General features: G+C 40.8%; 29 protein-coding genes and 1 riboswitch. Of the genes, 25 read left to right on the top strand and 4 right to left on the bottom strand.

The annotated features are described in order from the left end of the window. Positions 1-4: 4 nt before the first annotated feature. From ACGTNH_RS06475 to ACGTNH_RS06505, 7 genes are all read left to right on the top strand, one after another. Positions 5-1123, top strand: coding sequence for a glycosyltransferase family 4 protein (locus tag ACGTNH_RS06475; protein WP_394585836.1), 1119 nt, complete (start codon positions 5-7; stop codon positions 1121-1123). 46 nt (positions 1124-1169) lie between these two features. Then, a complete protein-coding gene (locus ACGTNH_RS06480) occupies positions 1170-2216 on the top strand; it encodes a glycosyltransferase family 4 protein (protein ID WP_394585837.1) in 1047 nt (348 codons plus the stop codon). A 132-nt stretch (positions 2217-2348) separates the two neighbouring features. Then, on the top strand, positions 2349-3107 hold the full coding sequence (locus ACGTNH_RS06485) for a YveK family protein (RefSeq protein ID WP_394585838.1): 759 nt from the start codon (positions 2349-2351) through the stop codon (positions 3105-3107). Further along, positions 3097-3798 (top strand): CpsD/CapB family tyrosine-protein kinase, encoded by a 702-nt coding sequence (locus tag ACGTNH_RS06490; protein ID WP_394585839.1) that lies wholly within the window; start codon positions 3097-3099, stop codon positions 3796-3798. The genes ACGTNH_RS06485 and ACGTNH_RS06490 overlap by 11 nt, the downstream gene beginning before the upstream one ends. Before the next feature lie 467 nt (positions 3799-4265). Then, positions 4266-4472, top strand: coding sequence for a YkvS family protein (locus tag ACGTNH_RS06495; RefSeq protein ID WP_188378599.1), 207 nt, complete (start codon positions 4266-4268; stop codon positions 4470-4472). Between the two features lie 65 nt (positions 4473-4537). Then, positions 4538-4624: riboswitch (cyclic di-GMP riboswitch) on the top strand. A 25-nt stretch (positions 4625-4649) separates the two neighbouring features. After that, complete coding sequence (locus tag ACGTNH_RS06500; protein ID WP_394585840.1) at positions 4650-4793, top strand: anti-repressor SinI family protein; 144 nt, start codon at positions 4650-4652, stop codon at positions 4791-4793. A 128-nt stretch (positions 4794-4921) separates the two neighbouring features. Then, on the top strand, positions 4922-6181 hold the full coding sequence (locus tag ACGTNH_RS06505) for a YvbJ-related protein (protein ID WP_394585841.1): 1260 nt from the start codon (positions 4922-4924) through the stop codon (positions 6179-6181). A 277-nt stretch (positions 6182-6458) separates the two neighbouring features. Here ACGTNH_RS06505 and ACGTNH_RS06510 read toward each other — a convergent pair whose 3' ends face one another. The 3 genes from ACGTNH_RS06510 to ACGTNH_RS06520 form a co-directional block, all read right to left on the bottom strand. Next, on the bottom strand, positions 6459-7919 hold the full coding sequence (locus ACGTNH_RS06510; RefSeq protein ID WP_394585842.1) for an APC family permease: 1461 nt from the start codon (positions 7917-7919) through the stop codon (positions 6459-6461). Positions 7920-8131: 212 nt separating this feature from the next. Beyond that, entirely contained in the window at positions 8132-9172 is a 1041-nt protein-coding gene (locus ACGTNH_RS06515; RefSeq protein WP_394585843.1) for an LCP family protein, read from the bottom strand. A gap of 49 nt (positions 9173-9221) precedes the next feature. After that, complete coding sequence (locus ACGTNH_RS06520; RefSeq protein WP_394585845.1) at positions 9222-9860, bottom strand: YigZ family protein; 639 nt, start codon at positions 9858-9860, stop codon at positions 9222-9224. Positions 9861-10019: 159 nt separating this feature from the next. On the opposite strand from ACGTNH_RS06520, the gene ACGTNH_RS06525 reads away from it, so the two are divergent. The 18 genes from ACGTNH_RS06525 (at position 10020) to fliT (ending at position 24584) form a co-directional block, all read left to right on the top strand. Then, positions 10020-11150, top strand: coding sequence for a sensor histidine kinase (locus ACGTNH_RS06525; RefSeq protein ID WP_394585846.1), 1131 nt, complete (start codon positions 10020-10022; stop codon positions 11148-11150). 151 nt (positions 11151-11301) lie between these two features. Beyond that, complete coding sequence (locus ACGTNH_RS06530; RefSeq protein WP_188378606.1) at positions 11302-11976, top strand: response regulator; 675 nt, start codon at positions 11302-11304, stop codon at positions 11974-11976. Between the two features lie 281 nt (positions 11977-12257). After that, entirely contained in the window at positions 12258-13103 is an 846-nt protein-coding gene (gene fakB, locus ACGTNH_RS06535; protein WP_394585847.1) for a DegV family protein, read from the top strand. 43 nt (positions 13104-13146) lie between these two features. Beyond that, positions 13147-14574 carry an ATP-dependent helicase ComFA gene (locus ACGTNH_RS06540; RefSeq protein WP_394585848.1) on the top strand — a complete coding sequence of 476 codons (1428 nt, stop codon included), beginning with the start codon at positions 13147-13149 and terminating at the stop codon, positions 14572-14574. Beyond that, positions 14571-15242 (top strand): ComF family protein, encoded by a 672-nt coding sequence (locus ACGTNH_RS06545; protein WP_394585849.1) that lies wholly within the window; start codon positions 14571-14573, stop codon positions 15240-15242. The genes ACGTNH_RS06540 and ACGTNH_RS06545 overlap by 4 nt, the downstream gene beginning before the upstream one ends. Before the next feature lie 65 nt (positions 15243-15307). Beyond that, positions 15308-15730: a TIGR03826 family flagellar region protein gene (locus tag ACGTNH_RS06550; protein WP_394585851.1), complete on the top strand. Its 423-nt coding sequence runs from the start codon at positions 15308-15310 to the stop codon at positions 15728-15730. Positions 15731-15793: 63 nt separating this feature from the next. Further along, positions 15794-16069: a flagellar biosynthesis anti-sigma factor FlgM gene (gene flgM, locus ACGTNH_RS06555; RefSeq protein WP_394585852.1), complete on the top strand. Its 276-nt coding sequence runs from the start codon at positions 15794-15796 to the stop codon at positions 16067-16069. Then, positions 16066-16560 carry a flagellar protein FlgN gene (locus tag ACGTNH_RS06560; RefSeq protein ID WP_394585853.1) on the top strand — a complete coding sequence of 165 codons (495 nt, stop codon included), beginning with the start codon at positions 16066-16068 and terminating at the stop codon, positions 16558-16560. Before flgM ends, ACGTNH_RS06560 begins: the two co-directional genes overlap by 4 nt. A gap of 18 nt (positions 16561-16578) precedes the next feature. Continuing rightward, complete coding sequence (gene flgK / locus ACGTNH_RS06565; RefSeq protein ID WP_394585854.1) at positions 16579-18117, top strand: flagellar hook-associated protein FlgK; 1539 nt, start codon at positions 16579-16581, stop codon at positions 18115-18117. An 11-nt stretch (positions 18118-18128) separates the two neighbouring features. Continuing rightward, on the top strand, positions 18129-19004 hold the full coding sequence (gene flgL / locus ACGTNH_RS06570; RefSeq protein WP_394585856.1) for a flagellar hook-associated protein FlgL: 876 nt from the start codon (positions 18129-18131) through the stop codon (positions 19002-19004). A gap of 58 nt (positions 19005-19062) precedes the next feature. After that, entirely contained in the window at positions 19063-19614 is a 552-nt protein-coding gene (locus tag ACGTNH_RS06575; RefSeq protein WP_394585857.1) for a DUF6470 family protein, read from the top strand. A gap of 15 nt (positions 19615-19629) precedes the next feature. Continuing rightward, positions 19630-20082, top strand: coding sequence for a flagellar assembly protein FliW (gene fliW / locus ACGTNH_RS06580; protein WP_394585858.1), 453 nt, complete (start codon positions 19630-19632; stop codon positions 20080-20082). Beyond that, positions 20069-20296, top strand: a complete 228-nt coding sequence (gene csrA, locus ACGTNH_RS06585; protein ID WP_394585859.1) for a carbon storage regulator CsrA — start codon at positions 20069-20071, stop codon at positions 20294-20296. The genes fliW and csrA overlap by 14 nt, the downstream gene beginning before the upstream one ends. A gap of 126 nt (positions 20297-20422) precedes the next feature. Continuing rightward, positions 20423-21445: a flagellin N-terminal helical domain-containing protein gene (locus tag ACGTNH_RS06590; protein ID WP_394585860.1), complete on the top strand. Its 1023-nt coding sequence runs from the start codon at positions 20423-20425 to the stop codon at positions 21443-21445. Positions 21446-21961: 516 nt separating this feature from the next. Then, on the top strand, positions 21962-22330 hold the full coding sequence (gene flaG, locus ACGTNH_RS06595; RefSeq protein WP_394585861.1) for a flagellar protein FlaG: 369 nt from the start codon (positions 21962-21964) through the stop codon (positions 22328-22330). A gap of 11 nt (positions 22331-22341) precedes the next feature. Next, a complete protein-coding gene (locus ACGTNH_RS06600; protein WP_394585862.1) occupies positions 22342-23817 on the top strand; it encodes a flagellar hook-associated protein 2 in 1476 nt (491 codons plus the stop codon). Positions 23818-23841: 24 nt separating this feature from the next. Beyond that, a complete protein-coding gene (gene fliS, locus ACGTNH_RS06605; RefSeq protein ID WP_394585863.1) occupies positions 23842-24231 on the top strand; it encodes a flagellar export chaperone FliS in 390 nt (129 codons plus the stop codon). After that, positions 24171-24584, top strand: coding sequence for a flagellar protein FliT (gene fliT, locus ACGTNH_RS06610; protein WP_394585864.1), 414 nt, complete (start codon positions 24171-24173; stop codon positions 24582-24584). Before fliS ends, fliT begins: the two co-directional genes overlap by 61 nt. A gap of 153 nt (positions 24585-24737) precedes the next feature. Here the strand turns inward: fliT and ACGTNH_RS06615 are convergent, their stop codons facing one another. After that, positions 24738-25742 (bottom strand): aliphatic sulfonate ABC transporter substrate-binding protein, encoded by a 1005-nt coding sequence (locus ACGTNH_RS06615; protein ID WP_394585865.1) that lies wholly within the window; start codon positions 25740-25742, stop codon positions 24738-24740. Positions 25743-25744: the final 2 nt, after the last annotated feature.

Raw genomic sequence — 25744 nt, forward strand, 5'->3', positions numbered from 1 at the left:
TCAAGTGAAAATTCTTCATTTAAACGCAGGTAATGAAACGGGCGGCGGAATGAGTCACATTCTTTCTTTATTAAATATGCTGGATCATGACGAAGTCGTTTTAGGTGTATTGGAAGATGGCGAAATGTTTCATAAGGCGCGTGAACTATCAATTGACACAGTAAATTTCAAACAGAGTTTCCCTTATGATTTATCCGTTTTATTTCATATCAAGCGTTACATTGAGAATGAAAACATTGATATGGTGCATACCCACGGTCCACGTGCTAATGTATTAATGAACATATTAAAGACTTCCTTATCCATTCCATGGATTCTTACTCTTCATAGTAATCCCGATGATGATTTTATGGGGCATGGTGTTAAAGGCAGTATGTTTGCAAAGCTTCATAAATGTGCTATTCGACAAGCTGATCATTGCATGGCTATATCGGAAAGCTTTAAAAATCTGCTGCATAATATCGGGGTAGCTAAGGAGAAAATCTCGACCATTTATAATGGGATTGATTTCAACGTACTTCCTAATCAAAATAGCTTTAGAGAGGACTTTGGATTTGCAGATTCTGACTTCCTCATTGGGATGGTTGCCAGGTTAGAACCGGTGAAGCAGCACGAGCTTGCCATTCAAGCGTTTGCAGAGTTGAATAAAAAGAATCCTAATTCCCATTTAGTTTTGATTGGAAACGGATCAAGAGAACGGGAGTTAAAACGCTTATGTTCAGACAGTAATCTTGACCGTCATGTTCATTTTTTCGGTCATAGAGAAGATGTTTCTTCGATTTTACCCTTGATGGATGTTACGTTACTTACTTCTAAAAGTGAAAGTTTTCCTCTAGTTTTATTAGAATCTGCGAGAGCACGAGTTCCTGTTATTACTACAAATGTAGGCGGTGTTCCTCAACTTGTTCCTTCTAATAAATACGGGTGGGTGACGGAGTGTGAGGAACTTACTACCACTTTACATTTAGCTTATGAGAAAAACAAAGACGAACGTCAAGTAATGGGAGACCGCTTTTACCATTTTGCACGAAGTCGGTACTCTTCCAATCACCTTGCCCAACAAGTAACTAAAATTTATGACATTATGTATAAATCACCTATAGAAGTCGAATCACACGTATAGTGCAGCTTGTCCCTACACCATAGAGTTAACAGAAAGGAGGTGCACTATGGAACTTCAAGCGCTTCTTTTTTGTTTTTTACTGGCGGTTGCACTTACTCCATTGATTATCAAATTTGCAGTTTATATAGGAGCTACAGACCAACCTGACCATCGAAAGGTTCATACTAAACAAATGCCAAGGCTGGGCGGCTTAGCTATTTTTGTAAGTGTTATATTTGGGATGGTTTATTTTACTCCTTATCACCCCTATTTGTACCCCCTCCTTATAGGTGGAGTCATTATTGCAATTACTGGATTTTTAGATGATATCTTTAGTCTTCCTCCATTGTACAAGCTGGGCGGACAATCTCTTGCAGCGCTTGTTGTCATTGCCAGCGGAGTGAAGATTGAATTTATAAACCTCCCTTTTGGCTCTCCTATTGAATTTGGATTTTTAAGTATTCCTATTACGTTATTCTGGATCATTGGAATTACAAATGCGATTAATTTAGTGGACGGATTGGACGGGCTTGCGGCAGGCATCTCTTCGATTGCTTTATTAACGATCACGAGTATGGCTATTATGATTGGCAATGAATTTGTGATGTATATGGGGTTAATCGTATTAGGAGCTGCATTGGGATTTTTAGTTTTTAATTTTTACCCCGCTAAAATCTTTATGGGAGATACAGGAGCTATGTTTTTAGGCTTTATGATCAGTGTACTTTCCCTGCTCGGATTTAAAAATGTAACGTTATTTTCATTTATTATTCCAATTCTTATACTTGGAGTACCAATCTCTGATACCATAATTACCATTGTTCGCCGAATGCTGCACGATCAGCCGATTATGAAAGCCGACTTTGCTCACTTACACCATAATTTATTAAAGCTGGGATGCAGTCATCCGCAGACGGTTATTATGATTTACACCCTTAGTGCGCTATTTAGTTTAGCGGCCGTACTTTTTTCACAGGCTACCCTTCTTAATTCCTTAATGGTGGTAACGATCCTCATTTTCAGTACCGAAATCATGGTTGAAATATCGCAAATTGCGGGTGAGAAATATCGCCCGTTGTTAAATCGATTGGTATCACCCCGCAGCAAAGAGTGAGTCATGTAATGTCGAAAATTCTCACTCTTTGTATTTTTATTGGGAAAATTTTGTTTGAACCTACAAAATAAAACAGTTTGTGATATAATGTTGTTATCTTTTTGAATATTTTACATAGTTGGGGGTACATGCATGGAAGAGACTATTTCTCTCAGAGAAATTTTTGAAGTTTTAAAAAAGAGAATTTGGATGATTCTTGCAGTGACAGCTGGCGCTGCAATTATTAGTGCAATTGTAACATTTTTTATTTTAACACCTACTTACGAAGCATCATCGGAATTTATTGTAAATCAATCAGAGGCTATGGACCAAGATTCAGCCTATGATGTCAATGATATTCGTACCAATGTAGAATTGATTAGTACATACAATGTAATTATTAAGAGCCCAGCGATATTAGACGAGGTAATAGATTCATTGAATCTACAACTATCCGCAGAACAGTTAAGTAATAAGATTCAAGTATCAAGTGCGGAAGAATCTCAAGTGGTAAACGTTACGGTTACAGATGAAAGCCAGTCTATGGCCGTAGAAATCGCAAACGGTACGGTAGAAACTTTTCAACAAGAAATTCCATCATTAATGAACGTCGATAATGTTAATATCTTATCTCCAGCAGTTGAAAGAGTAGACGCTTCCCCAGTAAGCCCTAAACCATTACTAAACATTGCCATTGCGATTGTTGTCGGCTTAATGGTAGGAGTAGGTTTAGCATTCTTACTTGAATATCTGGATAACACAATTAAAACTGAGCAAGATGTTGAAAAAACACTTGGTGTTCCTTTGATGGGAGTAATTTCTACAATTTCAGAAGAAGACTTGGGGCCTGAAACGATGAATAGACAACCGAGTCGTGCATCGAAAGTAAGAGGTGAATCTGTTGGTACGTAAATCAAGAATGAAACAAGCTGCTTTGAAAGCGAGAAAAATAATTGCAAACGACAATCCTAAATCACCAATAGCTGAACAATATCGTACAATTAGAGCTAATTTACAGTTTGCCTCTGTCGATCATGAGCTGCAATCTCTTTTGATTACTTCTTCTGGGCCGTCCGAAGGGAAGTCTATGACCTCTGCTAACATGGCTGCTGTTTTTGCACAACAAGGGAAAAAGGTCCTGCTAGTTGATGCTGATTTGAGAAAACCAACTGTCCACCATACGTTTCGATTAACGAATACTAGAGGATTAAGTAATTTTCTTGTCGGCAGAGAAGGGCTAAAAGAAATCATTCAACATACAGGTGTTGACAATTTGGAAGTATTGACAAGCGGTCCTATTCCGCCAAACCCATCCGAATTATTAGGATCCAAAGCAATGAATAAGTTAATGCTGGAAGCAAGACAAAATTACGATCTTGTTATCTTTGATACGCCTCCTGTGTTAGCCGTTTCTGATTCCCAGGTTTTAGCTAGTGATGTAGATGGTGTTATGTTGGTTATCAGAAGTGGGCAGACTGAATTTTCTGCAGCGGAGCGTGCAAAAGAGTTACTTGAACAATCCAGAGCTAATTTACTCGGCGTTGTACTAAACGATAGAGAAAAGAAAAATAGCAATTATTATTATTATTACGGAAACGGATAAGAACAGAGCGGATATCGCTCTGTTTTTTTTAATTCTCCAAAAAGATACTTTACAAAAAAGAAGTAGGAATACTAAGGGACCTTGCTCGAATAAAAGTTAGTAGGGGAGAATAGTAAGCCGGTGAGGCAGCGATCGACAGTTAGCTCTTAACATGTCAGGTATCGTAAATTCTTATGATAACGAACATAAAATGTAGCACCTTCCGCTCTAAGGGAAGAGAAATATTTCATATTATAGATGGGTGGCTGGTCATTTAAGATGAGAAAAAGGGGAGGGCAGCAGGCTGGTTTTGCTGGGATGAGGCGGGGGAGCTGCACCCACATTTTTTGTGCTGATTATGAAAGCGGACACAATTTCACCTTAAATAATCAAAATTTTCTATGAAAATCACTGGAAATTACTTGCCTTCTCTAGAAAATTCCATTATCCTTTATTTTAAATTGTATATGTTGAAAGGGGTCATTATTGTGTTTACACCAGATACAAAGGTAGCTAGTCCAGGAAACATTATAGAATTTGAAAGAAATGAAACGATGTTTAAAGGTAAAGTTATCCCGAGTCAGTGTCAAAGATCCGTCATTGTTGACCTTACGATTATGGATAACTTAGATGAAATAGATTTTGAATATGATCGTACAGTTGTAGCCCATGAAAATTATCGTGTTTTGTCATAATTTTCTGACAAAACTATTGTTAAAATAAAATTAGAGTATTATAATGATGTTTATAACAACTTCTCCTTGTAAAAAGGCAAACTTATTGAAAAATAAGGACGCAAAACTACGGGTCTAAGACCACTACAGGTTAGGACCGCCGGGTCGTCTAAGGTGAATGGTGGAGGGGATCATTCATTGAAAAAGCTAAATGATGATAAGAAGCTGGACGCGGAATGGGTAGCCCTTATGAAAGAAGCCAAGAGGCAAGGACTAACAAAAGAAGAAGTCCATCAATTTTTATCCCTCACTAGAAATATTAATTATAAGGTAAGAGTTTGAGCTTCTCAAAATTTGAGAAGCTTTTTTATGTCTCTTTTTATTGAGAAGATTGGAAAAATATGAATAGAAATATTGTTAAATATGGTAGAATATAAGTAGTTTTTGTAGAAAAAAGGGGGAAGATTTTCATGGGGGAATGTCAATCATGTGGGAATAACACTGTTCGTTCACAAAGATATTGTAATGATTGTCAGTCAAACCAAAACGTTAAGCAGCCGGCAGATTTTGCTCGAAGTGATGAATGGTTAAATGCCAGCCGATATTACGAAGAATATCAAGATGAACAAAATTCCCATAAAAAGAGAAATTGGAGAAAAATCTTTGCGTCTATTATAACTGTGCTCTTATTACTAGGATTTGCAGCTACAGGATGGGCCTATTTAAATAAAGTAACTTCAGCAAAGCATACGGTACAAGAATTTGAGAAAGCTGTAAAAAACAGTGATGCTGAGCGGCTTGTCCAACTTATATCATTTGAACACACGTCAACTGGGTTCAACAAGTCACAAGCTGAACATATGATTCATTATTTTAAAGAAAGCCCTGGTGAGTTCCTCGCTTTAATAGGTTACTTAAGAGCATCAGCTGATGGAGCGGAAGAAGATGAATCACAGAACATGCATGTTAATCGTTTAGGAACCAAATGGCTATTATTCGATCAATATAAAATAAAACTTGACCCAGCTGGAATTAATATTCAAACATCTCAAGAGAACGTAAATTTATATTTAAATGGTGATGAGGTTGGAGAGTTATCAGAAGGTATATATGAGTTAAAAGGTGTTACTCCTGGAGAGCATGTTGTAAAAGGTGAGGTTGAAGTTAAGGGAGATCGATATGATCACATTATGTCAGTTAATACATATGAAAATAAAGATAATCCAATAGAAATAGAATTTGAAGAATTATCACCGGAAGTTCTCCAAGCTTCTTTAGAAAAAAGGTTAGAGGATGACATAAAAACGGCAGTTGAAAATCATGTGAATGAATATGTTGAAGCATATGAAGATAAAGACATCAATGCGTTTCAAGTGATGAAGAATGACTCGTACCTGCAGGATACAGAAGCTAATATTCAAGAAATGGATGAATTAGGAAAGAACTTTTCAGGAGAAATAAAATCCATCACCTATGACATAGGGAGCTTGGAATTGGAACGAGATGAAACTTCAGATTTATTTACTTCTTCCATCATTGTTTCCTTTGTACTTGATGCAGGTTATTATTTGGAAGGTGACGATCCAGATCATATGCTTAGTAACGAAAATACTTATTCCTGGAACTACGAATTCGCTTTTGAGGAGGAAGAAAAGTCGTGGGTGATCACTTCCGGCACGCCGATGGCAATGTTTGAAACTGATGAACTTGAAGTAAAAGAATTTGAGTAATTGAAAGAATATGTAAGCAGGGTTGTTAATAAAACGAACATCCGGATAAACGCAGAACATGAGCGTATTCAAAATACGCAGCCTCCTGTGGTAGAAGAGAGAGTCGAAGATCCCGCACTTTGCTTTCCGGGGAAGCTGAGGCCGTGCCCAGGGAAAGCCAAGTATTTTGACGGAGCGTTGGTGTGAAGTCTCGTAATAAATAATCCGAACTGATTCTTTTGAATCGTTCGGATTATTTTATACTTATTCAACTTTTCCCAAGTCTGGATTTCTTATCCTAAATCTTTTCTTTACCCAAAATCAGGTAGTTCAACTCTTTGTCCGTTAATTTGTTGTAACGGTGCGAATTAAAGATATAGAATAATATTCCTAACAAGGCCCATATCCCTAAAGCAATTAAAGATTCTTTTCCTAGTGCTGCAGGTGAGCCGGGAATTAATAGCAGAACTAAGAAAATGATGGAGCTGATCATCCCTAATAAAGATAATAGTTTCTTTCCGGGCGCCACGATGCTTGCGTTATTCATTGTTTTACTTTGTTCCGACCATTTGAAAATTTTATACGCAGTAGCTGTACAGAAAAAGTAAGCAATCGCAACTCCTGTTGATGACATATCGACTACCCAAAGTAACGCCTCGCGGCCAAACCACGGAGCAATTAAACAAACTGCCATAGTAAATAGAATCCCTACATAAGGGGTATGGTATTTACGGTGTAATGCCCTGAAAGCGTTGGGTAAAATTCTGGCGCGCCCCATAGCGAAAGTAAGCCGGCTGGCTGAAAGGTAAAATCCATTGAGTCCAGTGAAGATTCCCATGCAAATGGCAAGAGCAATAATAAATACACCTGCACGTCCCATATAACTCTCTATGGCATCGCCTGTTCCCCAGACCGAATTTTGCTCGTTGATCTGGGTTAAGAGTTCCTGCCATGGCATCGTACTTGCGGTAATAATAATCATAAAGGAATAAGCAAGCCCCGCTGCGATCAATGACCAAATAATCAATCCAAATGCTTTTCTTGATTCAAATTGGAATTCTTCCGCCGCCTGGGGAATATTATCAAATCCTACATAAGCAAAAGGTGCAACTGCTAAAATTGCAAGAATGGAGGCAAGCGCTGGTTGAGAGGGTTCAAAAGCAGGTGTTATATTTTTGACACTCGGCCCTTCAGCAAATATAGCACTTACAGCAAGCATTAGAATGCCTAATATAAGAATAATACTGAAAATAAATTGCGTCTTTCCAGAAAAACTTGTTCCTCGAATATTTAAAAAGGCAAATAAGATGAGTACGAAACTGGCGATTAGAATTTGGATGATAGATACCTCATAGCCTGCCACACTATATAAAGTTCCTATTGCTGCGAATTGAGGAAATAAGAACTTAGCTAATAAAGCCAGTGCCGAGGCATTCAATGCAACGATACATATGTATCCTAACGTTAAAAACCAGCCAGCAAAGAATGCGAATTTACGGCCGAATCCAATGTAGGCATAGGAAAACTCCCCGCCAGTCACCGGGAATTTTTTAATAAGAAAACCATAACTTACTCCTATGATCATCATAAGGACTGCGCCTAAAAGAATACCGATGACGACACCGAATGGACCTGCATCCCCAATCCAATCTGTTGGAAGTACAAAAGCTCCCCACCCAATTGCTGAGCCAAAAGCAATCGCCCAAACCCAATGAGGTTTTAAAGATTTCTTAAGTTGTCTTCTTTCAAGTTCTGCCATGAACCTATAAAGCCTCCTACTAAAATTGACGTGCAAGAACTATTCTACTTATTGTGTGGTTGTAGTACAAATATCATCCACCAAAATAAACTTATCGTTTTCATAAAGATAATGGATGTGGTTCTAAAGGCAAAAAAGCTTGTAGAAAACCATCGAGGTTTCTACAAGCTTTATACTTTTAAACGTATTCGAGTATTTCCTGGGAAATACGACTAATATCGGTACTGATCATCATAATCTGAATTTATAGAGCTTTGTTCTTCTCCGGCGAAGGAACTTGGTTCAGACTGTTCTTCCAAATCTAAGTGAGTACGAAGCGAACTTTGGATATTCATTAGACTGTTTTCGTCAATTTGAAAATACCAAATCCCATTGTCCATATAATCCCCTTCACCTTCTAACTGCATTTCATCGAAGTTCAATCCGTCTTCACTTAATACGTAGTCTTTATAAGAAGTCATCTGGCTAAAGGTTAAGTTCGTCTTCATATTATCACCGATAGAGTCTATTATGTTTCCATAATTTGAGATCGATCCTACGGAAGCTGCCTTGTCCACGATCGCTTCAATCATCTCCATTTGACGTTCCCCCCGTGCAAGATCACTATCATATTGTCTGGACCGCACTAAAGCTAAAGCTTCTTCGCCATTTACAACTTGACGACCTTTTTCTAATTTAATAGCAGATTTGGCATCTTCACTATTCTGCTCAGCTAAGTCAAAGGGGACATCAAACTCTACACCATTAATAGAATCGACTACATCTACAAATGAGTTAAAGTTTAGACGAACATAATAATCCACCGGAACATTAAACAGGTTTTCTACCGTTTCTATCGTAGCATCAGTCCCCCCGAAAGAGTGAGCATGTGTAATTTTATCGTTATAGCCTACTTCAGGAATATACGTATAAGAGTCACGGGGAATGCTCACGAGTTTAACGGATTTATCTTCATCGTTGAAAGTGGCTAGCACGAGTGCATCAGATAAACTGCGTCCTCCAGCCTCATAGCTGTCTCTCGTTTCACTATCATCTACACCTATAAATAATACGGAAGTTGAATTTAAATCAGGAGTCACAATTTCATCTCTTTTATCAGATTTGCCCCCGCGATCTAATGATTCATGAGAAGCATCTGCTGTATCTCTAGCTTTATCTGTTAAAAATGCAGCATATCCGGCAGTGGCACCGATCGTCAGCAATAAAACAAATGCCAGGCTCCATAAAGCTATTTTTAATTTACTCCGTTTCATCCGTGTAATCTCCTTGTCATTATTCTTGTTTCTCTCTTTTAAGATTTCTTTAAATCTCCACTGGTGATTCCATATACTCTTGGCTTCCGTGGGTGATGGCAGCTTGTCCACTCGTTAAATTAGTTATCCAACTTTCAAATTCCTTTACTTGATTTTTCACTACATATACTTCTATTTCCACGTTTTCTAAGTAATGAACCTTTTTAATATGGTAGATGGAATTTCTAAGTTCATTTTCAAGCTTTCCGAGTAAGGTGTATTCGATATGAACAATCACTTCCTGCATTAGTTCGCGTTTGACGACCCCGGTGGCTCGAATGGCCTCAGAAGTTGCACTTGAGTATGCCCGAATTAAACCGCCGCTACCTAATTTAATTCCTCCAAAATACCTTGTCACTACTACAGCCGTGTCTTTTATTTTCATTTTCTTTAATACTTCAAGCATAGGAACACCAGCTGTGCCGCTGGGTTCACCATCATCATTAGCTTTTTGAATTAAATCATGTTCGCCAATCATATAAGCCGAGCAATTATGAGTAGCATCATGGTGCTTTTTCTTTATCGATTGAATAAAAGCTTGAGCTTCTTCTTCTGTTTCACAGCGTTTGACGTAACCTATGAAACGGGATTTTTGTATATTTATTTCATTTTCACCTTGTTTTTTTACAGTTGTATAACATTCTAGCATCGACATTTAACCTCCTAAATTTTTATTATATAATGGGTAGTGCAAATGGGGCAACTTAAGACGAGAATTGTATAAATATAAGTGATTATCAATTCACCCCCATAAATAGACATGGGTCCGACGAATGATTATCGTGAACATCGATGGAGGAGACTTAGTATGAAATCTGGGAACAAAGCACTTGATTACATTATTAAAGATATGGTGTCTACCGTATCCAATAGTAAAGATGAAATTTTCCAGATTGGCGAGGATTCCAGAGTAGAGTTTGAGAAATTAGATAAAGAGCTCGAATCCATCAAAGAGCAAGTGGGTAACCTGATTGAAGACGGAGACGAATTAGAAAGGAAAGTTCGATCCTCGAGAATAAGGCTCTCACAAGTAAGTAAGCAATTTAGACAATATTCTGAAGAGGATATTCGAAAAGTGTATGAGCAGACTCATGAACTGCAAATGGACCTGTCGATGACGAGAGAGAAAGAGAAGCAGCTCCGGGAGCGGCGTGATGAAATTGAAATGCGCTTGCGGAATTTAGATGCGACGATTGAACGAGCTGAGGCTCTTTCAGGTAAGATCTCTGTCGTTTTGAATTATTTAACAGAGGATTTCAAGAATGTGTCGCAAACACTTGAAACCGCTAAAGAAAAACAAGAGTTCGGACTGCAGATTATTGAGGCTCAAGAAGAAGAACGAAGACGTCTTTCTCGTGAAATTCATGACGGGCCAGCCCAATCCCTGGCTAATGTGATGCTGCGTTCAGATTTGGTAGAGCGTACCTTTAAGGAACGAGGTATTGAAGAAGCTTTATCGGAGATGCGTAACGTAAGAAAATTAGTGCGTTCCGCCCTCTATGACGTCAGACGTATTATTTATGACCTGCGTCCTATGGCGCTGGATGATTTAGGGTTAGTTCCTACATTAAAAAAATATTTAGCTACAGTGGAAGAGTATAATCAGCTCCACATTCATTTTGCATCACTGGGTGAGAAAAGAAGATTGGAAAGCAAGTATGAAGTAGCGATCTTCAGACTCATTCAGGAAGCTGTCCAAAACGCAGTGAAACATGCAGAAGCAAGTTCGATTGATGTTAAGTTTGAATTAAGAAAAAAAATGACGAAAATTGTCATTGAAGATGATGGGAAAGGATTTGATCCGAGTTTAAAAAGAGAAAAATCATTCGGATTAATGGGAATGCGAGAGCGAGTCGATATGGTTAATGGTGAACTACATATTCAATCCTCTCCAGGAAAAGGGACCATCGTCACGATTCATTTGCCCTTAAATGAGTGAAAATAGAGAAAAACTATGTAAAAAGGCATGAATCGTTTATAATAGGAATTAGGATTAGGGTCGATCGACTAAAGTTACAGATAAAGAGACAAACAGATCATCCGAAACAAAATAAATAATCGGATGAAAAATTTAGGAGGTAGGCTCAAAAATGACCAGAATCGTTTTGATTGATGACCACAAACTATTTCGTGAAGGTGTAAAACGTATCTTAGACTTCGAATCCAGCTTTGAAGTAGTTGCAGAAGGAGACGATGGATCCGCTGCTTTAGACCTAATTGAAACACATAACCCTGATATCGTTCTCATGGATATCAACATGCCTAGTATGAATGGGGTAGAGGCTACAGCAGAAATTACACAACGCTATCCGAATTTAAAAGTAATCATTCTATCTATACATGATGATGAGAACTATGTGACTCATGCATTAAAAACAGGAGCACAAGGTTACCTTTTAAAAGAGATGGATTCCGATGCTTTAATTGAAGCGATTAAAGTTGTAGGAAACGGGGGTTCATATCTTCATCCTAAAGTAACTCACAATCTTGTCGCTGAATACCGCCGCTTATCCGACACAAGCTCGAATGAAGCTTTTCGAACGATTGAATACCGTAAACCGCTGCACCTGCTGACGCGACGCGAATGCGAAGTACTTCAGTTACTGGCAGACGGTCAAAGCAACCGCGGTGTGGCAGAATCGCTGTTTATTAGTGAGAAAACAGTTAAAAACCACGTGAGTAATATTTTACAAAAAATGAATGTAAATGATCGTACTCAAGCTGTTGTAACAGCTATTAAAAACGGCTGGGTAGAAGTCATATAGTCATGAATCTCTCTAACTAGTAATAGTTAGGGAGATTTTTTTGCTGCTGGTCAGTTAAAATGTCAGAATAACTGCGCCAAATGTCAGAAATAGGCCTCGAAATGTCAGAAAAAACATACCAAATGTCAGAAATAGAGCTAGAAATGTCAGGAAAGAGCAATTCTTCTAATCTATAATCTTCTGGTGCAATCCTATAGCCCTTCATGTAAAATAATAATCAAAGCGTATTGATGAAGCTTATACATAAAGTGTGTAAATGAGAAAATAAGGAGTCTGATCCTATGAAAACAGCGATACTTACAGATAGCACAGCTTATCTCCCTAAAAAAGTACGCCAATCTAAGAAGATACATATGGTTCCTTTAAATGTTGTTTTTGGAGAGGAATCTTATCAGGAAGAAATGGACATAACAGTCGATGACTTTTACGATATGGTTAAAGAAAATAAAGATTTGCCAAAGACGTCCCAGCCCTCAATTGGTTTAATGACCGAGAAGCTTAAGGAGCTGGCTAAAGATTACGACGCCGTCATAGCTATTCATTTATCCAGCGGAATTAGTGGCACGTATCAAGGAATGATTACGGCTGGAGAAATGGTGGAGGATATCGATGTGCATGTTTTTGATTCTGAAATCAGCTGTCTGATGCAAGGTTTCTATGCCCTGGAAGCTGCTGACCTTGCCGGAAACGGCGCGCTCACAGAGCAAATATTAACAAGACTTGAAGAGATGAAACAATCGATGCAGGCCTATTTCATGGTGGATGATTTGTCCCATCTTCAGCGCGGCGGCCGCTTAAATGGAGCCCAGGCTTTTGTCGGGAGCCTGCTGCAGGTAAAGCCTGTGCTTCATTTTGTAGATACAAAGATTGTTCCGTTTGAAAAGATCCGTACGCGTAAGAAGGCTTTGAAACGAATATTAACGTTATTTGAAGAGTCTATTAACGAAAACGGGCGTTACAAAGCGAGTGTTATTCATGCGAATCAGCCGGAGGAAGCGGAACAAATTAAGCGCGAAATCGAGTCAGAGTTTTCAAATGTTGAAGTGACGGTCAGCTACTTCGGGCCTGTTATCGGTACACATCTGGGAGAAGGTGCGGTCGGACTGGGTTGGTATCGCCAATCATAAGGCATGAGCGCCTGTTTGTGAGACTCAAGCAGGCGCTCATTTTATGAAAGCAGGTGCTGCTATGCTGAAACGATTTAAGAAAAAAACATTGAGTAACTTTCCCTCATTTCGATCCTTTGCTGAAGAATCCCCTCATCAATTCCTTTCTGGAAAAATTCTTACCTCAACTGAACTCCCCATACCTGTTAAAGAACTGGAGCAATTAGAAGAGCAATCCCTCGTTGTAAAGCTGACATCACTCACTCAATCTCGAGGGACCTGGCAATGCCATCGCTGTGGAACGTATCTGCCTTATTTCTTTGCGCGCTTTCCGCATGCAGCTTGCCGGAAAGAATGTGTATACTGCCGGAACTGCATTATGATGGGGCGCGTGATGGAATGTGAGCCGTTATATTGGTTTAGTCCTTTAGCCATATGGAAGAAACATCATTCTCCCTGTCAGTGGGAAGGAGAGCTGACGCATGCTCAATCAAATGCCGCACGACGCATCATTTCAGCCATCGAGAAAAGAGAAGAACTGCTTGTGTGGGCGGTATGTGGAGCAGGGAAGACAGAGATGCTGTTTCCCGGGCTGACCTATGCACTCAAACAGGGACTGAGAGTATGCTTAGCTACTCCTCGGACAGATGTAGTACGTGAACTGTTTCCGCGTTTAACGTCATCTTTTCCGGAGGTGAAAATTCAAGCGTTGTATGGTGATAGTGAAGAGAAAAGCGGTTCTGCTCAGCTTTTAATTGCTACAACCCATCAGCTTTACCGATATTCCCAAGCGTTTGATGTCATGATTATTGATGAAATTGATGCTTTTCCTTTTCACAATGACGACTCTCTAAAGGGAGCAGCTCAACGTGCAGCTAAGGGTGAAGCTGCACGCATTTATTTAACGGCCACTCCGCGCAAAAAAGAAAAGCGCCGTATACGTCACAAGCAGTTACCCGCTGTCTTTATTCCCTTGCGTTTCCACGGCTATCCCCTTCCAGTTCCCACACTTAAGTTAATCCCTACATTACGTTCTCGGCTTTCAAAAGGCACGCTCCCAACTTCCATCCTCCAACGCATCTATACCCAGCAAACAGGCAGACGCCAATTATTGATTTTTGTTTCTACCATCCCACATGCAGAGCAAATTCAGGAAATTTTATCAAGACGATTTTTAGTTGCTTCCGTGCATGCAGAAGATCCTGATCGAGCGGATAAAATTCTGGCATTTCGTAACAGGGAACTGGATGTATTAGTTACGACGACCATTTTGGAGCGAGGCGTAACTTTTCCTTCGGTTGATGTGTACGTCATAGATGCTGGCCACCAAGTTTTTGATGAAGCTGCTCTTGTGCAAATCGCGGGGCGGGCTGGAAGAAGTCATGAAGATCCGTATGGAGATGTAATCTTTTTCCATGGAGGAAAAACGAATGCAATGCTAGAAGCCCAGGAAGCGATCCATCAAATGAATCGTAAGGCAAAAAAACAATGAGATGCGTCATTTGTTTTGACTTTGTTCTGCCGGAGGTCAATTGGACGAACTTTCTGCACGTGCAAAAGAAAGTAAAGATTTGTACCACTTGCTTTGAAAAGTTTGATGTAATTATAGAGCCGGGCTGCCCTTTGTGTGGACGGACAGACAGTAACGGAACCTGCTATGACTGCGAACGATGGGAGGGTTCAGCGTATCAGGGTGTTTTAACGAAAAATATATCGGTGTTTTCATATAATGATTTCGCCAGAGAGCTTGTAGCCCGCTGGAAGTATCGTGGGGACTTTACACTCATTGAGGCGTTCGCTGAAGCTGTCCAGACGAAGTATAAAAACCACTTTCATAGGTTGAAAGCTGATCTTGTCGCAATTCCATTAAGTAAGGAACGGTTAATGGAGCGGGGGTTTAATCAATCGGAGGCGCTGGTTTCTCAGCTCGGTTCGTCTCCTCATCGCTTTTTTACTAGAAGGGGGAGTGAGAAACAGTCGAAGAAAGGCCGGACTGAACGTATGAATAGAGAGAATCCTTTTGTACTCGTTCAACCGACGGATCGGCCTGTTGTGCTGGTGGATGATATTTATACGACGGGCATGACGGTGCGTCATATGGCTTCTCTTTTGCGTGAAGCGGGGTGTCCTGCTGTCTATTCGTTCACACTTTTTCGTTAGGTTCTCTTTTGATTTCGTTTGTATTGCCGATATAATAGAAAAAGAGTGTTAATGGAGGATTTATGATGGCTGAATTAGCGAATTGTCCGAGGTGCAATTCTTTATTTATGAAGGGGCAGGCAACGGTCTGCCGGGATTGTGTAAAGCAGGAGGAAGAAGAGTTTCAAACGGTATATGCATTTGTAAGGCAGAAGAAAAATAGAACGGCAACCGTTCCTGAAATTGTTCGTGAGACGGGCGTGGCAGAATATAAGATTCGTGATTTTGTCAAGGCGAAGCGGCTGCACCCTTCTCAGTTTCCTGCGCTTGCATACAGCTGTGAGAAATGCGGGGCTGATATCCAAGAGGGACGGATTTGTGAAGCTTGTGCAGTTGATCTTCAGCGAGTCATCCAAAAGCAGGAAGAGATTCAAAATGCTCTAGAGAGAAATGAGAAAGAAGACGCAGGACCTGTGACTTATTATTCTATTAAGGGTAAAGAGCGCTAAACGATAAAGCAGGCAAGTCGATATATGAAGTAAAGGTAGACAGTGCAGAAAGAGGTGATGGCTGTGAAGATTAATGGACCGAATCATACGAATTTTAATCCATATCAAAAGCAAATCAATCAACAGAACAATTTGAAAAACAGTTCAAAACAGCAGCAGGATAAGGTTGAGATTTCGGATCATGGAAAAGCCCTCCAGGGTGCGGATAGGACGAGCGAGGAACGTCAGAAGTACATTGATGAGATTAAAGCTCAGATTGAAGATGGAAGCTATAAGGTAGATTCTAACCAGGCAGCGAAAAATCTAGTCGATTTCTTTACGGATCATAGAGGAGAATGAGTGTGACGATCAGACAAATTATTGACTACTTGGACAGGTTGAAGCAGTTGCATGAAAGTCTTCTTACTTTATCGAAAAAAAAGACGGAGGCTTTGAAAAATAATGAGATCGACTCCCTTCGTAATTGCTTAACTCAGGAGCGGAAACATGTGTCAGCGATTGAAGCGTTAGAGAAGAAGCGGATTGCTGCGGTTAGTGATTGGGCTGCGAGTGAGCCTGATTTTAATGGAGAAAATCCGACGGTGTCTGAAATCATTGAATGGGTCGATTGGTCTGAACGACAGCAGCTTGAGTGTGTCTATGAATCTTTTATTCTAGTCCTTGCTGAGTTAAAGCAGCAGGAAGTGTTGAATGCGGATTTAACGAGACAGTCGCTGCAGTTTGTGAATATGTCGCTGGATTTGTTTCAGCCGACACTTGAAAACGTAAATTATGGGGGCTCTCTGCAGACAAGTGGACCCAAACGTTCCGTATTTGATTCACAGGCTTAAGGAAAGAGGAGGGGTACGATGGGGTCAACTTTTGGAGGATTAGAAATTGCAAAGAGCGGATTGTTTGCTCAACAATCAGCATTGAAAACGACGGGTCATAATATTGCAAATGCAAATACGGAAGGATATACGAGGCAGCGTGTCAATTTTGAACAGGCTGGCCCATATCCACCTTCATCGAGGAATCGTCCGGAGATTCCAGGACAGATTGGCGGAGGTGTTACGGCAGGCGCGATTGAGCGAATCCGTGAAGGCTACTTAGATGACCAGTATCGAGCGGAAAACAATAAAACTGGCTATTATGATTCAAGGTCGGATGCTTTAGGACGTCTTGAAAACATTATGAATGAGCCTTCTGAAGATGGATTATCTAAAACGATGGACCGCTTCTGGGATTCGCTTCAGGATTTATCAGTAGATCCAGAAGATTCAGGAGCACGCTCGGTGGTAAGGCAGCGTGGACAAGCTGTAGCGGAGACGTTTAATTATTTGTCCAATAAATTACAAAGTGTGCAGGGAGATCTTGCCAAGGAAGTTGATGTGACAACGAAGGATATTAATTCGATGGCTGCACAGATAAATCGTTTGAATGAGCAAATAGCTGAGGTTGAGCCGCACGGGCAGGTGCCAAATGATTTGTATGATGCGCGGGATAACTTAATTGATAAGCTGTCTGAACAAGTGAACATTGACGTTTCTTACGAAGACCCGGCCTCTTCTGCTGATGCGATGGCGACAGGAAAAGCAAACATTTCATTGGTGGATGAAAATGGAAATGCTATGGAGCCGCGGCTTGTGGATGCTTCCACAAATTCAACGAATGAACTGCACGTAAATTACAATGATGATTCTCTAGCTGAAAGTGTGAATGTAGGCGATGAGGAATTTTCCATGTCTCAGTTCTCTTCAAGCGGGAAGTTAAAAGGACTTCTTGATTCAGGCGGGTTTGTAAATGAAGAAGGAAATCCGGATGGAACGTTTGAGAATATGCTTTACGACTTAGATAAAATGGCTACAGCATTTGCGGAAGCTTTTAACGAAGTACATAGAAGCGGTCAGTCATTGAACAGTATGGAAGAGGGCACCGATGTCCCAGACTTCTTTTTAGTCGAAGGAGATGCTAATGAAGATGGTGTCATTGAAGGACTTGCTGCTTCCATTGACATTACTGATGAAATTAAAGAAGATACAGATCATATTGCAGCTGCGAAAGATCCTTATGCAGGAGACGGGGATAATGCAAGTGAATTAGCAGGCGTACAAAATCAGGCGAATGACTTGCTGGGAGAAGAAACGTCACTCGATGATTACTACGAATCGTTAGTAGGATCGATGGCTGTTGAAGCGCAGGAAGCGAATCGAATGAAGGGGAATGCAGAGACGCTGAAGGATTCGGCACAGGAACAGCGTGATTCCGTCAGTGCTGTTTCACTGGATGAGGAAATGACGAATATGATTAAGTTTCAACATGCTTACAACGCATCTGCTCGAAATATTACAGTAGTGGACGAAATGCTTGATCGAATTATTAACCAAATGGGTGTAGTCGGAAGGTAGGTGAACGCGTTATGCGGGTAACACAAGGAATGCTTTCAAATAATATGCTGCGGAACTTAAGCAACAGCTACGGAGAACTGGGAAAGTACCAGGAGCAGCTGTCTACGGGTAAAAAAATCAGTAAGCCATCCCAGGATCCAGTCGTCGCGATGAAGGGAATGAATTATCGTTCCCAGGTCGGACAGGTGGAGCAGTTTCAGCGTAACATTGGCGAGGTTCATAACTGGATGGATAACAGCGACTCGGCTTTAGACGAAGGAACGCAGGCAATTCAAAGGATTCGTGAATTAAATGTCCAGGCAAGTAACGGTACATATAGTGACAGTGAACGGGCGGATGTCGCGAAAGAAGTGCGTCAGTTGAAGGAGCACTTAGGTGAAATTGCCAATACTGAGGTAAACGGTAAATATATTTTTAACGGAGAAAATACAACCGAAAAACCTGTGAATATGGATGATTTTACGATTAATTCGAATGATTCTCCTGTAGAGCTGGAAGTTTCCCCCGGAGTGAAGCTGCAGGCTAATGTAACGCCGAGTTCTGTTTTTAACGATGATTTATTTGCTGATATTGAAAAATTTGCTTCGGATTTAGAAAACGGGGCAAGCGAAGACGAGTTAGGAAGCAGCCTCAGTCAATTTGATGAGCACGTAAGCAGCTTCGTCGGTGAGCGGGCCGACTTAGGTGCAAGAATGAACCGTGTGGAGCTGATTGAAGATCGTTTAGGTACTCAGGAAGAAAGTGCAAAGCGTATGATGTCAGATAACGAAGATGCCGAAATTGAAAAAGTGATCACTGATTTAAAAACGCAGGAAAGTATCCACCGGGCCGCAATGGGTGTCGGCGCCCGCATAATGCAGCCATCATTGATGGACTTTCTGAAGTAATAAAGAGAACAGGAGAATCCAGTGCAAGCTGGATTTTTTCCTTTGAGGAGGTTTTCTTATGAATGTACCTCAAATACAAATTCAATCAACACCGGCCAGGCTTGGACTAACTATTAATAAAGGAAAGCAGACAATCCGCCAGCCGCAGGCCCAGCAGTCGATACAGCAGCCACAGGCGGAGATGACGATTAAACAGCGGCCCGGCCAGCTGACGATTGATCAAACGAAGGCCTGGCATAATATTGATTTAAAAAGTATAGCTCTGCGAACTGAGGAAACAGCTCAGGTCGGGGAACAGAAGTGGATGGAAGGATTAGCGCGGATGGCTTCTGAAGGAGATGAGCTGATGAGGATTGAGCAGGGCGGCAACCCGATTGCTGCTCAAGCCGAAAGGAATGCAGGCTTTGAATTTGATATTCAGCCCGGCGGACGCCCGAGTTATGATCTTGTTGACCTTTCCTATCAGCCGGGGGAGGCAGAAATTAATGTAGAGCCGCGGGAGCCCATTATTAATACCGTGAAGCAGGACCCTGAAACTTCTTTTTCACCTGGAAATGTAAGCAGTTATGTGGAGCAGTATCCAGATTTGAAAATTGATTGGAAAGTGTAAGGAAAGGAGAAGACAATGAAAATACATACGAAATATTTTGGCGAGATGGATGTAATGAAAGAAGAGTTCTTAGACTTTACGCAGGGACTTCCCGGATTTGAAAGCTATCATTCCTTTGTCCTGCTGCCGGTGGATGAGGAAGGACTTTATTTAGCATTGCAGTCGGTGGAGGAAGCGGCAGTGGCTTTAATTGTGACGAACCCTTATCTTTTTTATAAACAGTATGAGTTTGAATTAGGCGAAAAATCACTATCGGATTTAGAGATCAACAAACCCGAAGATGTCGCTGTTTATAGTGTAATTACGTTAAAAGAACCATTTGCAGACTCTACACTCAATTTACAGGCTCCGATTGTAGTCAATGTGGAGAAGAAACTAGGTAAGCAAGTCATTTTACACGACACAGACTATCAAACGAAGCATCCTCTACTGCAAGCGCAAGGCGGTGAAGCTCATGCTCGTCCTTAACCGCAAGTCTGGAGAATCTGTACGAATCGGTGATGAAATTTCAGTGAAAATTGTTTCTGTAGAAGGCGGACAGGTGAAGCTTGGAATAGAAGCGCCTAAACATGTCGACATTCATCGTCAGGAAGTGTATGTATCAATTAAAGAAGAGAATGCGGAAGCGGCAGTTTTTAACGAAAATATACTGGATATGCTAAAAAATACAAAAAACAATTAAACTATCATACTAGTCGGTCGATATAAGTAATGTAACGCATTACAAAAGTCGGCCGGCTATTTGTTTTGTACTTAAGAATTTCACAAGGACGTGAAATGACTTACACATTCAAGGAGGAATTATAAAATGAGAATTAATCACAACATTGCGGCGTTAAACACGCACCGTCAAATGGGCGAAGCAAACAAAGGGCAACAGAACTCTATGGAGAAGTTATCTTCTGGTCTTCGTATTAACAAAGCTGGAGACGATGCAGCTGGTCTTGCGATCTCTGAGAAAATGCGTGGGCAGATTCGCGGTCTTGATCAAGCATCTCGTAACTCTCAGGATGGTATTTCTATGATTCAGACTGCTGAAGGGGCTTTGAACGAGACTCATGATATTCTTCAACGTATGCGTGAATTATCTGTTCAGTCTGCGAACGATACTAACACTGATACAGATCGTGAAGAGCTTCAAAAAGAAGTAGATCAGCTTTCTGAAGAATTGACTCGTATTTCTGATGATACTGAGTTTAATACACAAAAGCTCTTAGATGGTGGATTTGAAGGAACTCTTCAAATAGGCTCGAATGAAGGTCAGAATATTGATATTTCAATTAATGATATGGGAGCAGAGTCTCTTGGCGTAGCGGGAACATTAACAGCTGAAACTTTAACATCTGGAGATTTAGAAATCGACGGTGAAGAATTCACAGGTGATGCTCTATCAGTGAATGGTAATGTTGTTGCTGTTGATGTAGATGGAACTATGTATGCCATAGACGATGTGGAATATGATACTGATACATTTGCTGCTAAATCAGGAGCTGAAGCATTTGAAGGTGCTGAAGACGACAGCTATGGTGGAATTAATATTTCTACTCAAGAGGATGCAAATTCATCGATTGCAACACTAGATGATGCTATTCAGGATGTATCAGCTGAACGTTCTAAACTGGGTGCCGTACAAAATCGTTTAGACCACACAATCAACAACCTTGGAACATCATCTGAAAACCTAACTGCTGCTGAATCTCGTATTCGCGACGTAGACATGGCGGAAGAAATGATGAACCAAACGAAGAATTCAATTCTTGGACAAGCATCTCAAGCGATGTTGGCTCAATCCAATCAGTTATCACAGGGAGTTTTACAACTTCTTCAGTAACGATGGAGGGCGTCTTACTTGGCAACGAGTAAGAGGATCACTGGGTGAATTGCTGGAACTTCCTAAAGCTTCTTCAACCACTGCGTAACTGGAAACGGTAAGCGTGAAGGTTTGAAAATGAAGAAGATATTGCAATGGATAATCAGCAGCCAAGCTCCTGTCTTGAAAAAGTGGAGAAGGTTCAACGACTAGGATAGACCATCTAAAGCGAAAGCCATGGTGATGAAATCCGTAGGACGAACGTCCGAAGTGCCCAGCCCCTGAAAAGGGTGAAGATATAGTCTATTCTGTGATTGAAAGACACAGCGGCGAAGCAAGCCAATCAACAACCACAAGGAGTTCTACAACTTCTACAATAAGTTTAATTTAAAAGGATGGCACTAAGTGTCATCCTTTTGTTTTTAATGTAATAATCCCTCTTTATTAAATCCCCCGTTTTATCCTGCTAAATGACTCAACTTTTCACAACAAATACCGATATAAAAAGAAACCGAATAGTATGGGGAGTTGTTGAAGGTGGATGTCAAGAAGAGCATGACCCAATCACAGCTTCTGCAGAGAAACACGACACATCATAATGATATCGCAGCCGTTCAGGAGAATTTGAAAGAATTACAGAGAGAGACGAATAAGGCCAAACCTCATTTAGGAGGGGCGCCCGACAAACTACATGCAGCTGAAATTATAGATAAAATGAATGAATTGCTCGATTATGAACCTACTTCGCTCCGTTTTCAGCTTCATGATAAGCTTGATAAATATTACGTGACGGTCGTAGATATGAAAACAAATGAAGTAGTAAAAGAGATTCCTCCGAAGAAGATGCTGGATTATTATGGAGCGATGGCTGAGTTTCTTGGTTTTATTGTCGATGACAAAATATAAGAGGTGATCGTATGAGTGGAATGCGCGTAGCTGGAAATGCGACGGGAATGGATATTGATCAAATCGTAAGTGACCTTATGAAAGCGGAACGTCAGCCGCTGAATAAAATGGAGCAGGATAAAACGAAAATTGAATGGGAACGGGATGCTTATCGTGATGTGAATAAGCAGTTTCTTGAGCTTGATAATTTAGCGCTTGATATGAAGCTTGATCGTACATACCAATCAAAGGAAGCTTCCGCTACGGGTTCAGCCGTTACGGCTGAGGCTAGTTCGAATGCCGGGGAAGGCAGGTATAATGTAGAAGTTACGCAGCTCGCTTCTGCTGCTTACAACATAAGTGAGAGTAAGCTGTCCGCTGATCGAAGTGAAAAATTAGATCCCAACGATGACATTGGTACTCAGTTTGCAGAATGGGCGGATGGCGGCTCTTTTACGATCACTACGAGTGAAGGAGAGCATGAGTTTACGTTTGATAGTGATGATTCGTTAAACGATGTGTTAAAAGATATAAGTGGCGCTGGCATCGGGGTTCGAGCATTTTATGATGAAAGTGCGGATAAAGTAATGTTGGAGCGTTCGGAGACCGGGGATCGCGTGGATGGCGATGAGATGTCGTTTACAGGTGACGGCGCAGCTTTTTTAACCGATACCCTTGGATTGAATAATGAAAGAGGGGGCGCTGATGCTGTTTTTAATTATGGTGATGGTGACTTTGAAATCACTTCCCACGATAATAACTATACAGTAAACGGTTTAGACCTTACGTTTCACGAAACGGGTTCTTCGACGGTAAACGTGACGAATAACGTTGACGGCGCTTTAGAAAAAATCACTGACTTTGTTAATAAATACAATGAAATCATTGAAGAACTTGGTGAAAAATTAAACGAGCGGAAGAATCGCGATTATGATCCATTAACTGAAGATCAAAAAGATGCCATGGAAGATGATGAAATCGAGAAGTGGGAAGAGGAAGCGAAAAAAGGACTGCTTCAAGGAGATTCCGTTATTTCGGGTGCGCTCTCTCAAATGAGAGGCAGTTGGTACAATAAAGTTGAGAATGATGGTGCATTTAATCATTTATCTCAAATTGGAATTGAAACCTCATCTAACTACCGTGACAGAGGTAAATTAGAGGTGGATGAAGATAAGCTTCGCGCCGCTTTAACAGAGGATGCTGATTCTGTTAAGAGGCTGTTTTCTAATGATGGGGAAGGGGAGAGTAAAGGGATTGTCCGCCAGATTGAGGATACGATTTCAAATACTCGTCAGTCGATTGAGCGAAAAGCAGGTAAAGATACGAGCTTAAACCAGTCGTTTACGCTAGGGCGGGAGATTGTTAATCTGGACGGCCGTATGCTTAAGTTTCAAGATCGTTTAACTCAAATCGAGGACCGCTACTGGGCGGAATTCGGTGCTATGGAAAAAGCAATTCAGGAAATGAACTCACAGTCCTCCTATATTCAACAGAACTTCATGATGTAATTTTTAAAAGGAGTGTTTGATTAGATGTCTATTCAAGCCTATCAAAATAATTCAGTAGAGACCGCTTCACCTGGAGAGCTTACGCTTATGCTATACAATGGGTGTATTAAATTTATCCGGGGTGGTAAGAAAGCTTTGGAACAGAAGGATTATCCGAAGAAAAATGAAGTGATTCAAAAAGCACAGGCAATTATTCGTGAGCTTATGGTGACGATGAACCAGGATTACGCCGTAGCGAATGATGTACTGCCGTTGTATGAGTATATGTTGAACCGTCTGGTTGAGGCTAATACAAAAAACGACGCAGCAATTCTAGATGAAGTGGAAGGGCTAGTTACGGAGTTTCGTGATACGTGGAAGCAAGTACTGCTGCAGGCGAGAAAAGCCCAGTATGGAACGGGCGGCACGGCTTAATGAGCAGCTGGTCTGTTTTCTTACAGCATACAGTGGAACTATCACAGCAGGTTAATCAAAAGGTTACAGATGACAATAGAACAGAGGTCATTCAGAAGGTTCAGCAGCTGCTTACGGTACGCTCTAAGCTTCTACCACAGCTGCCTCACCCTGAAAACGAAGAGGAGAAAGCAAAAGTAGCAAAAGTAAAGAACTTGGACGTTGATATTAACCAGAAGCTCGAAATTCTTTTTAACGGGTTAAAAGAAGAAATGCGTAACATGAAGAGACAAAAGTCGAGCAATCAAAAGTATACGAATCCATACCAAAGCGTGGCTTCTTATGATGGTATGTTTATGGATCGAAAAAAATAAACATCAGAAAACCCCCGGGGCGTGGTGTTCGCTAGGAGGATTGGTCGTTTTTCCGTGGAGATGGTATGGGATTCACCCGAAGGTCCACCCAATAAAAACATAGATTTACTTTACAAACGAAGAGCCTTCCGGTATGGAAGGCTCTTCGTTAACTTATTCTTCAATAAATGTTGTATCCACTAATCCATTTAAGTTTGGTTTTTCCTCAAGAAACTGCAGTTCATAAGAAGAATCTGCGAACATTTGAATTTCTTTCTCATCCACTACATAAGTGAAGTTCATGCGCTCCCAGGAGCTGTCGACTACTTCTTTTGATAGCTTCTGATCTGTAATTTCTTCAATCTTTTCAATTGCAATTTCTTTTGATTCTTCAGGGTTCTCATTTACATAGTCTGTAGCATTTTTGTGAGCATCGACTAAGTTTTGGATAAGTCCCGGGTCTTTCTCTTTTAACTTTTCAGACGTTACGAATACAGAAGCCGGCATGTCAGCGTTGTGAGCCACCTCATCGTTCTGAAACATCACTTCTCCTGTGCCTTCTGCTTCAATATAAGCAGCCCATGGCTCTGGAACAGCTGCGACGTCTACTTTACCGGATTCAAACATGCTGCTGTAAGTGGCTGGTTTTCCAGTAACGTGCTTCATTTCACCGTCTAAACGATCAGACGTAATGCCGAATTCATTTTTCATCAACGTCTCAAACTGTACGTCGTGTGTGCAGCCTACGCGAGGGGAGATGAATGTTTTTCCTTTAATATCTTCAGCGGATTCAATGTCAGCCCCGTTTCGCTTCATAATCACGGTGCCGCCTGTAGCACCTGCACCGACGATGTTAATATCTGCACCGCTTGTGAAGTGATTCATTGCTGGACCAGGTCCTACAATTCCGCCTTCAATTTCTCCTGTTTCAATGGCTGTCATAAAGGCTGAACCATCTGGAAAGTATTGATAGTTCACTTCAGTACCATCTGGTAATGTATCTTCATAGAAACCTTTTTCTTCTGCTACCATTCCTGCCGCGTGGTCAATATTTGGGAAGTACCCAATCGTTACCGAATCATCAGAACTTGAGCCGCTGCTTGATCCAGATTCACTGCCACATGCAGCCAATATACCTGCCAACACGACTAAACTAAAGATAGAAATAATTTTCTTCAATA

This window comes from Halobacillus sp. B23F22_1, from assembly GCF_043497005.1.
Taxonomy (GTDB): domain Bacteria; phylum Bacillota; class Bacilli; order Bacillales; family Halobacillaceae; genus Halobacillus_A.

Coding starts and splice junctions, on each gene's coding strand:
- ACGTNH_RS06530 (WP_188378606.1), top strand. CDS start 11,302: ATGACCAGAATCGTTTTGATTGATGACCACAAACTATTTCGTGAAGGT.
- ACGTNH_RS06520 (WP_394585845.1), bottom strand. CDS start 9,860: ATGCTAGAATGTTATACAACTGTAAAAAAACAAGGTGAAAATGAAATA.
- ACGTNH_RS06575 (WP_394585857.1), top strand. CDS start 19,063: ATGAATGTACCTCAAATACAAATTCAATCAACACCGGCCAGGCTTGGA.
- fliS (WP_394585863.1), top strand. CDS start 23,842: ATGTCTATTCAAGCCTATCAAAATAATTCAGTAGAGACCGCTTCACCT.
- csrA (WP_394585859.1), top strand. CDS start 20,069: ATGCTCGTCCTTAACCGCAAGTCTGGAGAATCTGTACGAATCGGTGAT.
- flgK (WP_394585854.1), top strand. CDS start 16,579: ATGGGGTCAACTTTTGGAGGATTAGAAATTGCAAAGAGCGGATTGTTT.
- ACGTNH_RS06515 (WP_394585843.1), bottom strand. CDS start 9,172: ATGAAACGGAGTAAATTAAAAATAGCTTTATGGAGCCTGGCATTTGTT.
- ACGTNH_RS06485 (WP_394585838.1), top strand. CDS start 2,349: ATGGAAGAGACTATTTCTCTCAGAGAAATTTTTGAAGTTTTAAAAAAG.
- ACGTNH_RS06480 (WP_394585837.1), top strand. CDS start 1,170: ATGGAACTTCAAGCGCTTCTTTTTTGTTTTTTACTGGCGGTTGCACTT.
- ACGTNH_RS06525 (WP_394585846.1), top strand. CDS start 10,020: ATGAAATCTGGGAACAAAGCACTTGATTACATTATTAAAGATATGGTG.
- ACGTNH_RS06590 (WP_394585860.1), top strand. CDS start 20,423: ATGAGAATTAATCACAACATTGCGGCGTTAAACACGCACCGTCAAATG.
- ACGTNH_RS06510 (WP_394585842.1), bottom strand. CDS start 7,919: ATGGCAGAACTTGAAAGAAGACAACTTAAGAAATCTTTAAAACCTCAT.
- ACGTNH_RS06545 (WP_394585849.1), top strand. CDS start 14,571: ATGAGATGCGTCATTTGTTTTGACTTTGTTCTGCCGGAGGTCAATTGG.
- fakB (WP_394585847.1), top strand. CDS start 12,258: ATGAAAACAGCGATACTTACAGATAGCACAGCTTATCTCCCTAAAAAA.
- ACGTNH_RS06550 (WP_394585851.1), top strand. CDS start 15,308: ATGGCTGAATTAGCGAATTGTCCGAGGTGCAATTCTTTATTTATGAAG.
- ACGTNH_RS06505 (WP_394585841.1), top strand. CDS start 4,922: ATGGGGGAATGTCAATCATGTGGGAATAACACTGTTCGTTCACAAAGA.
- flgL (WP_394585856.1), top strand. CDS start 18,129: ATGCGGGTAACACAAGGAATGCTTTCAAATAATATGCTGCGGAACTTA.
- ACGTNH_RS06560 (WP_394585853.1), top strand. CDS start 16,066: ATGAGTGTGACGATCAGACAAATTATTGACTACTTGGACAGGTTGAAG.
- ACGTNH_RS06540 (WP_394585848.1), top strand. CDS start 13,147: ATGAAAGCAGGTGCTGCTATGCTGAAACGATTTAAGAAAAAAACATTG.
- ACGTNH_RS06600 (WP_394585862.1), top strand. CDS start 22,342: ATGAGTGGAATGCGCGTAGCTGGAAATGCGACGGGAATGGATATTGAT.
- fliW (WP_394585858.1), top strand. CDS start 19,630: ATGAAAATACATACGAAATATTTTGGCGAGATGGATGTAATGAAAGAA.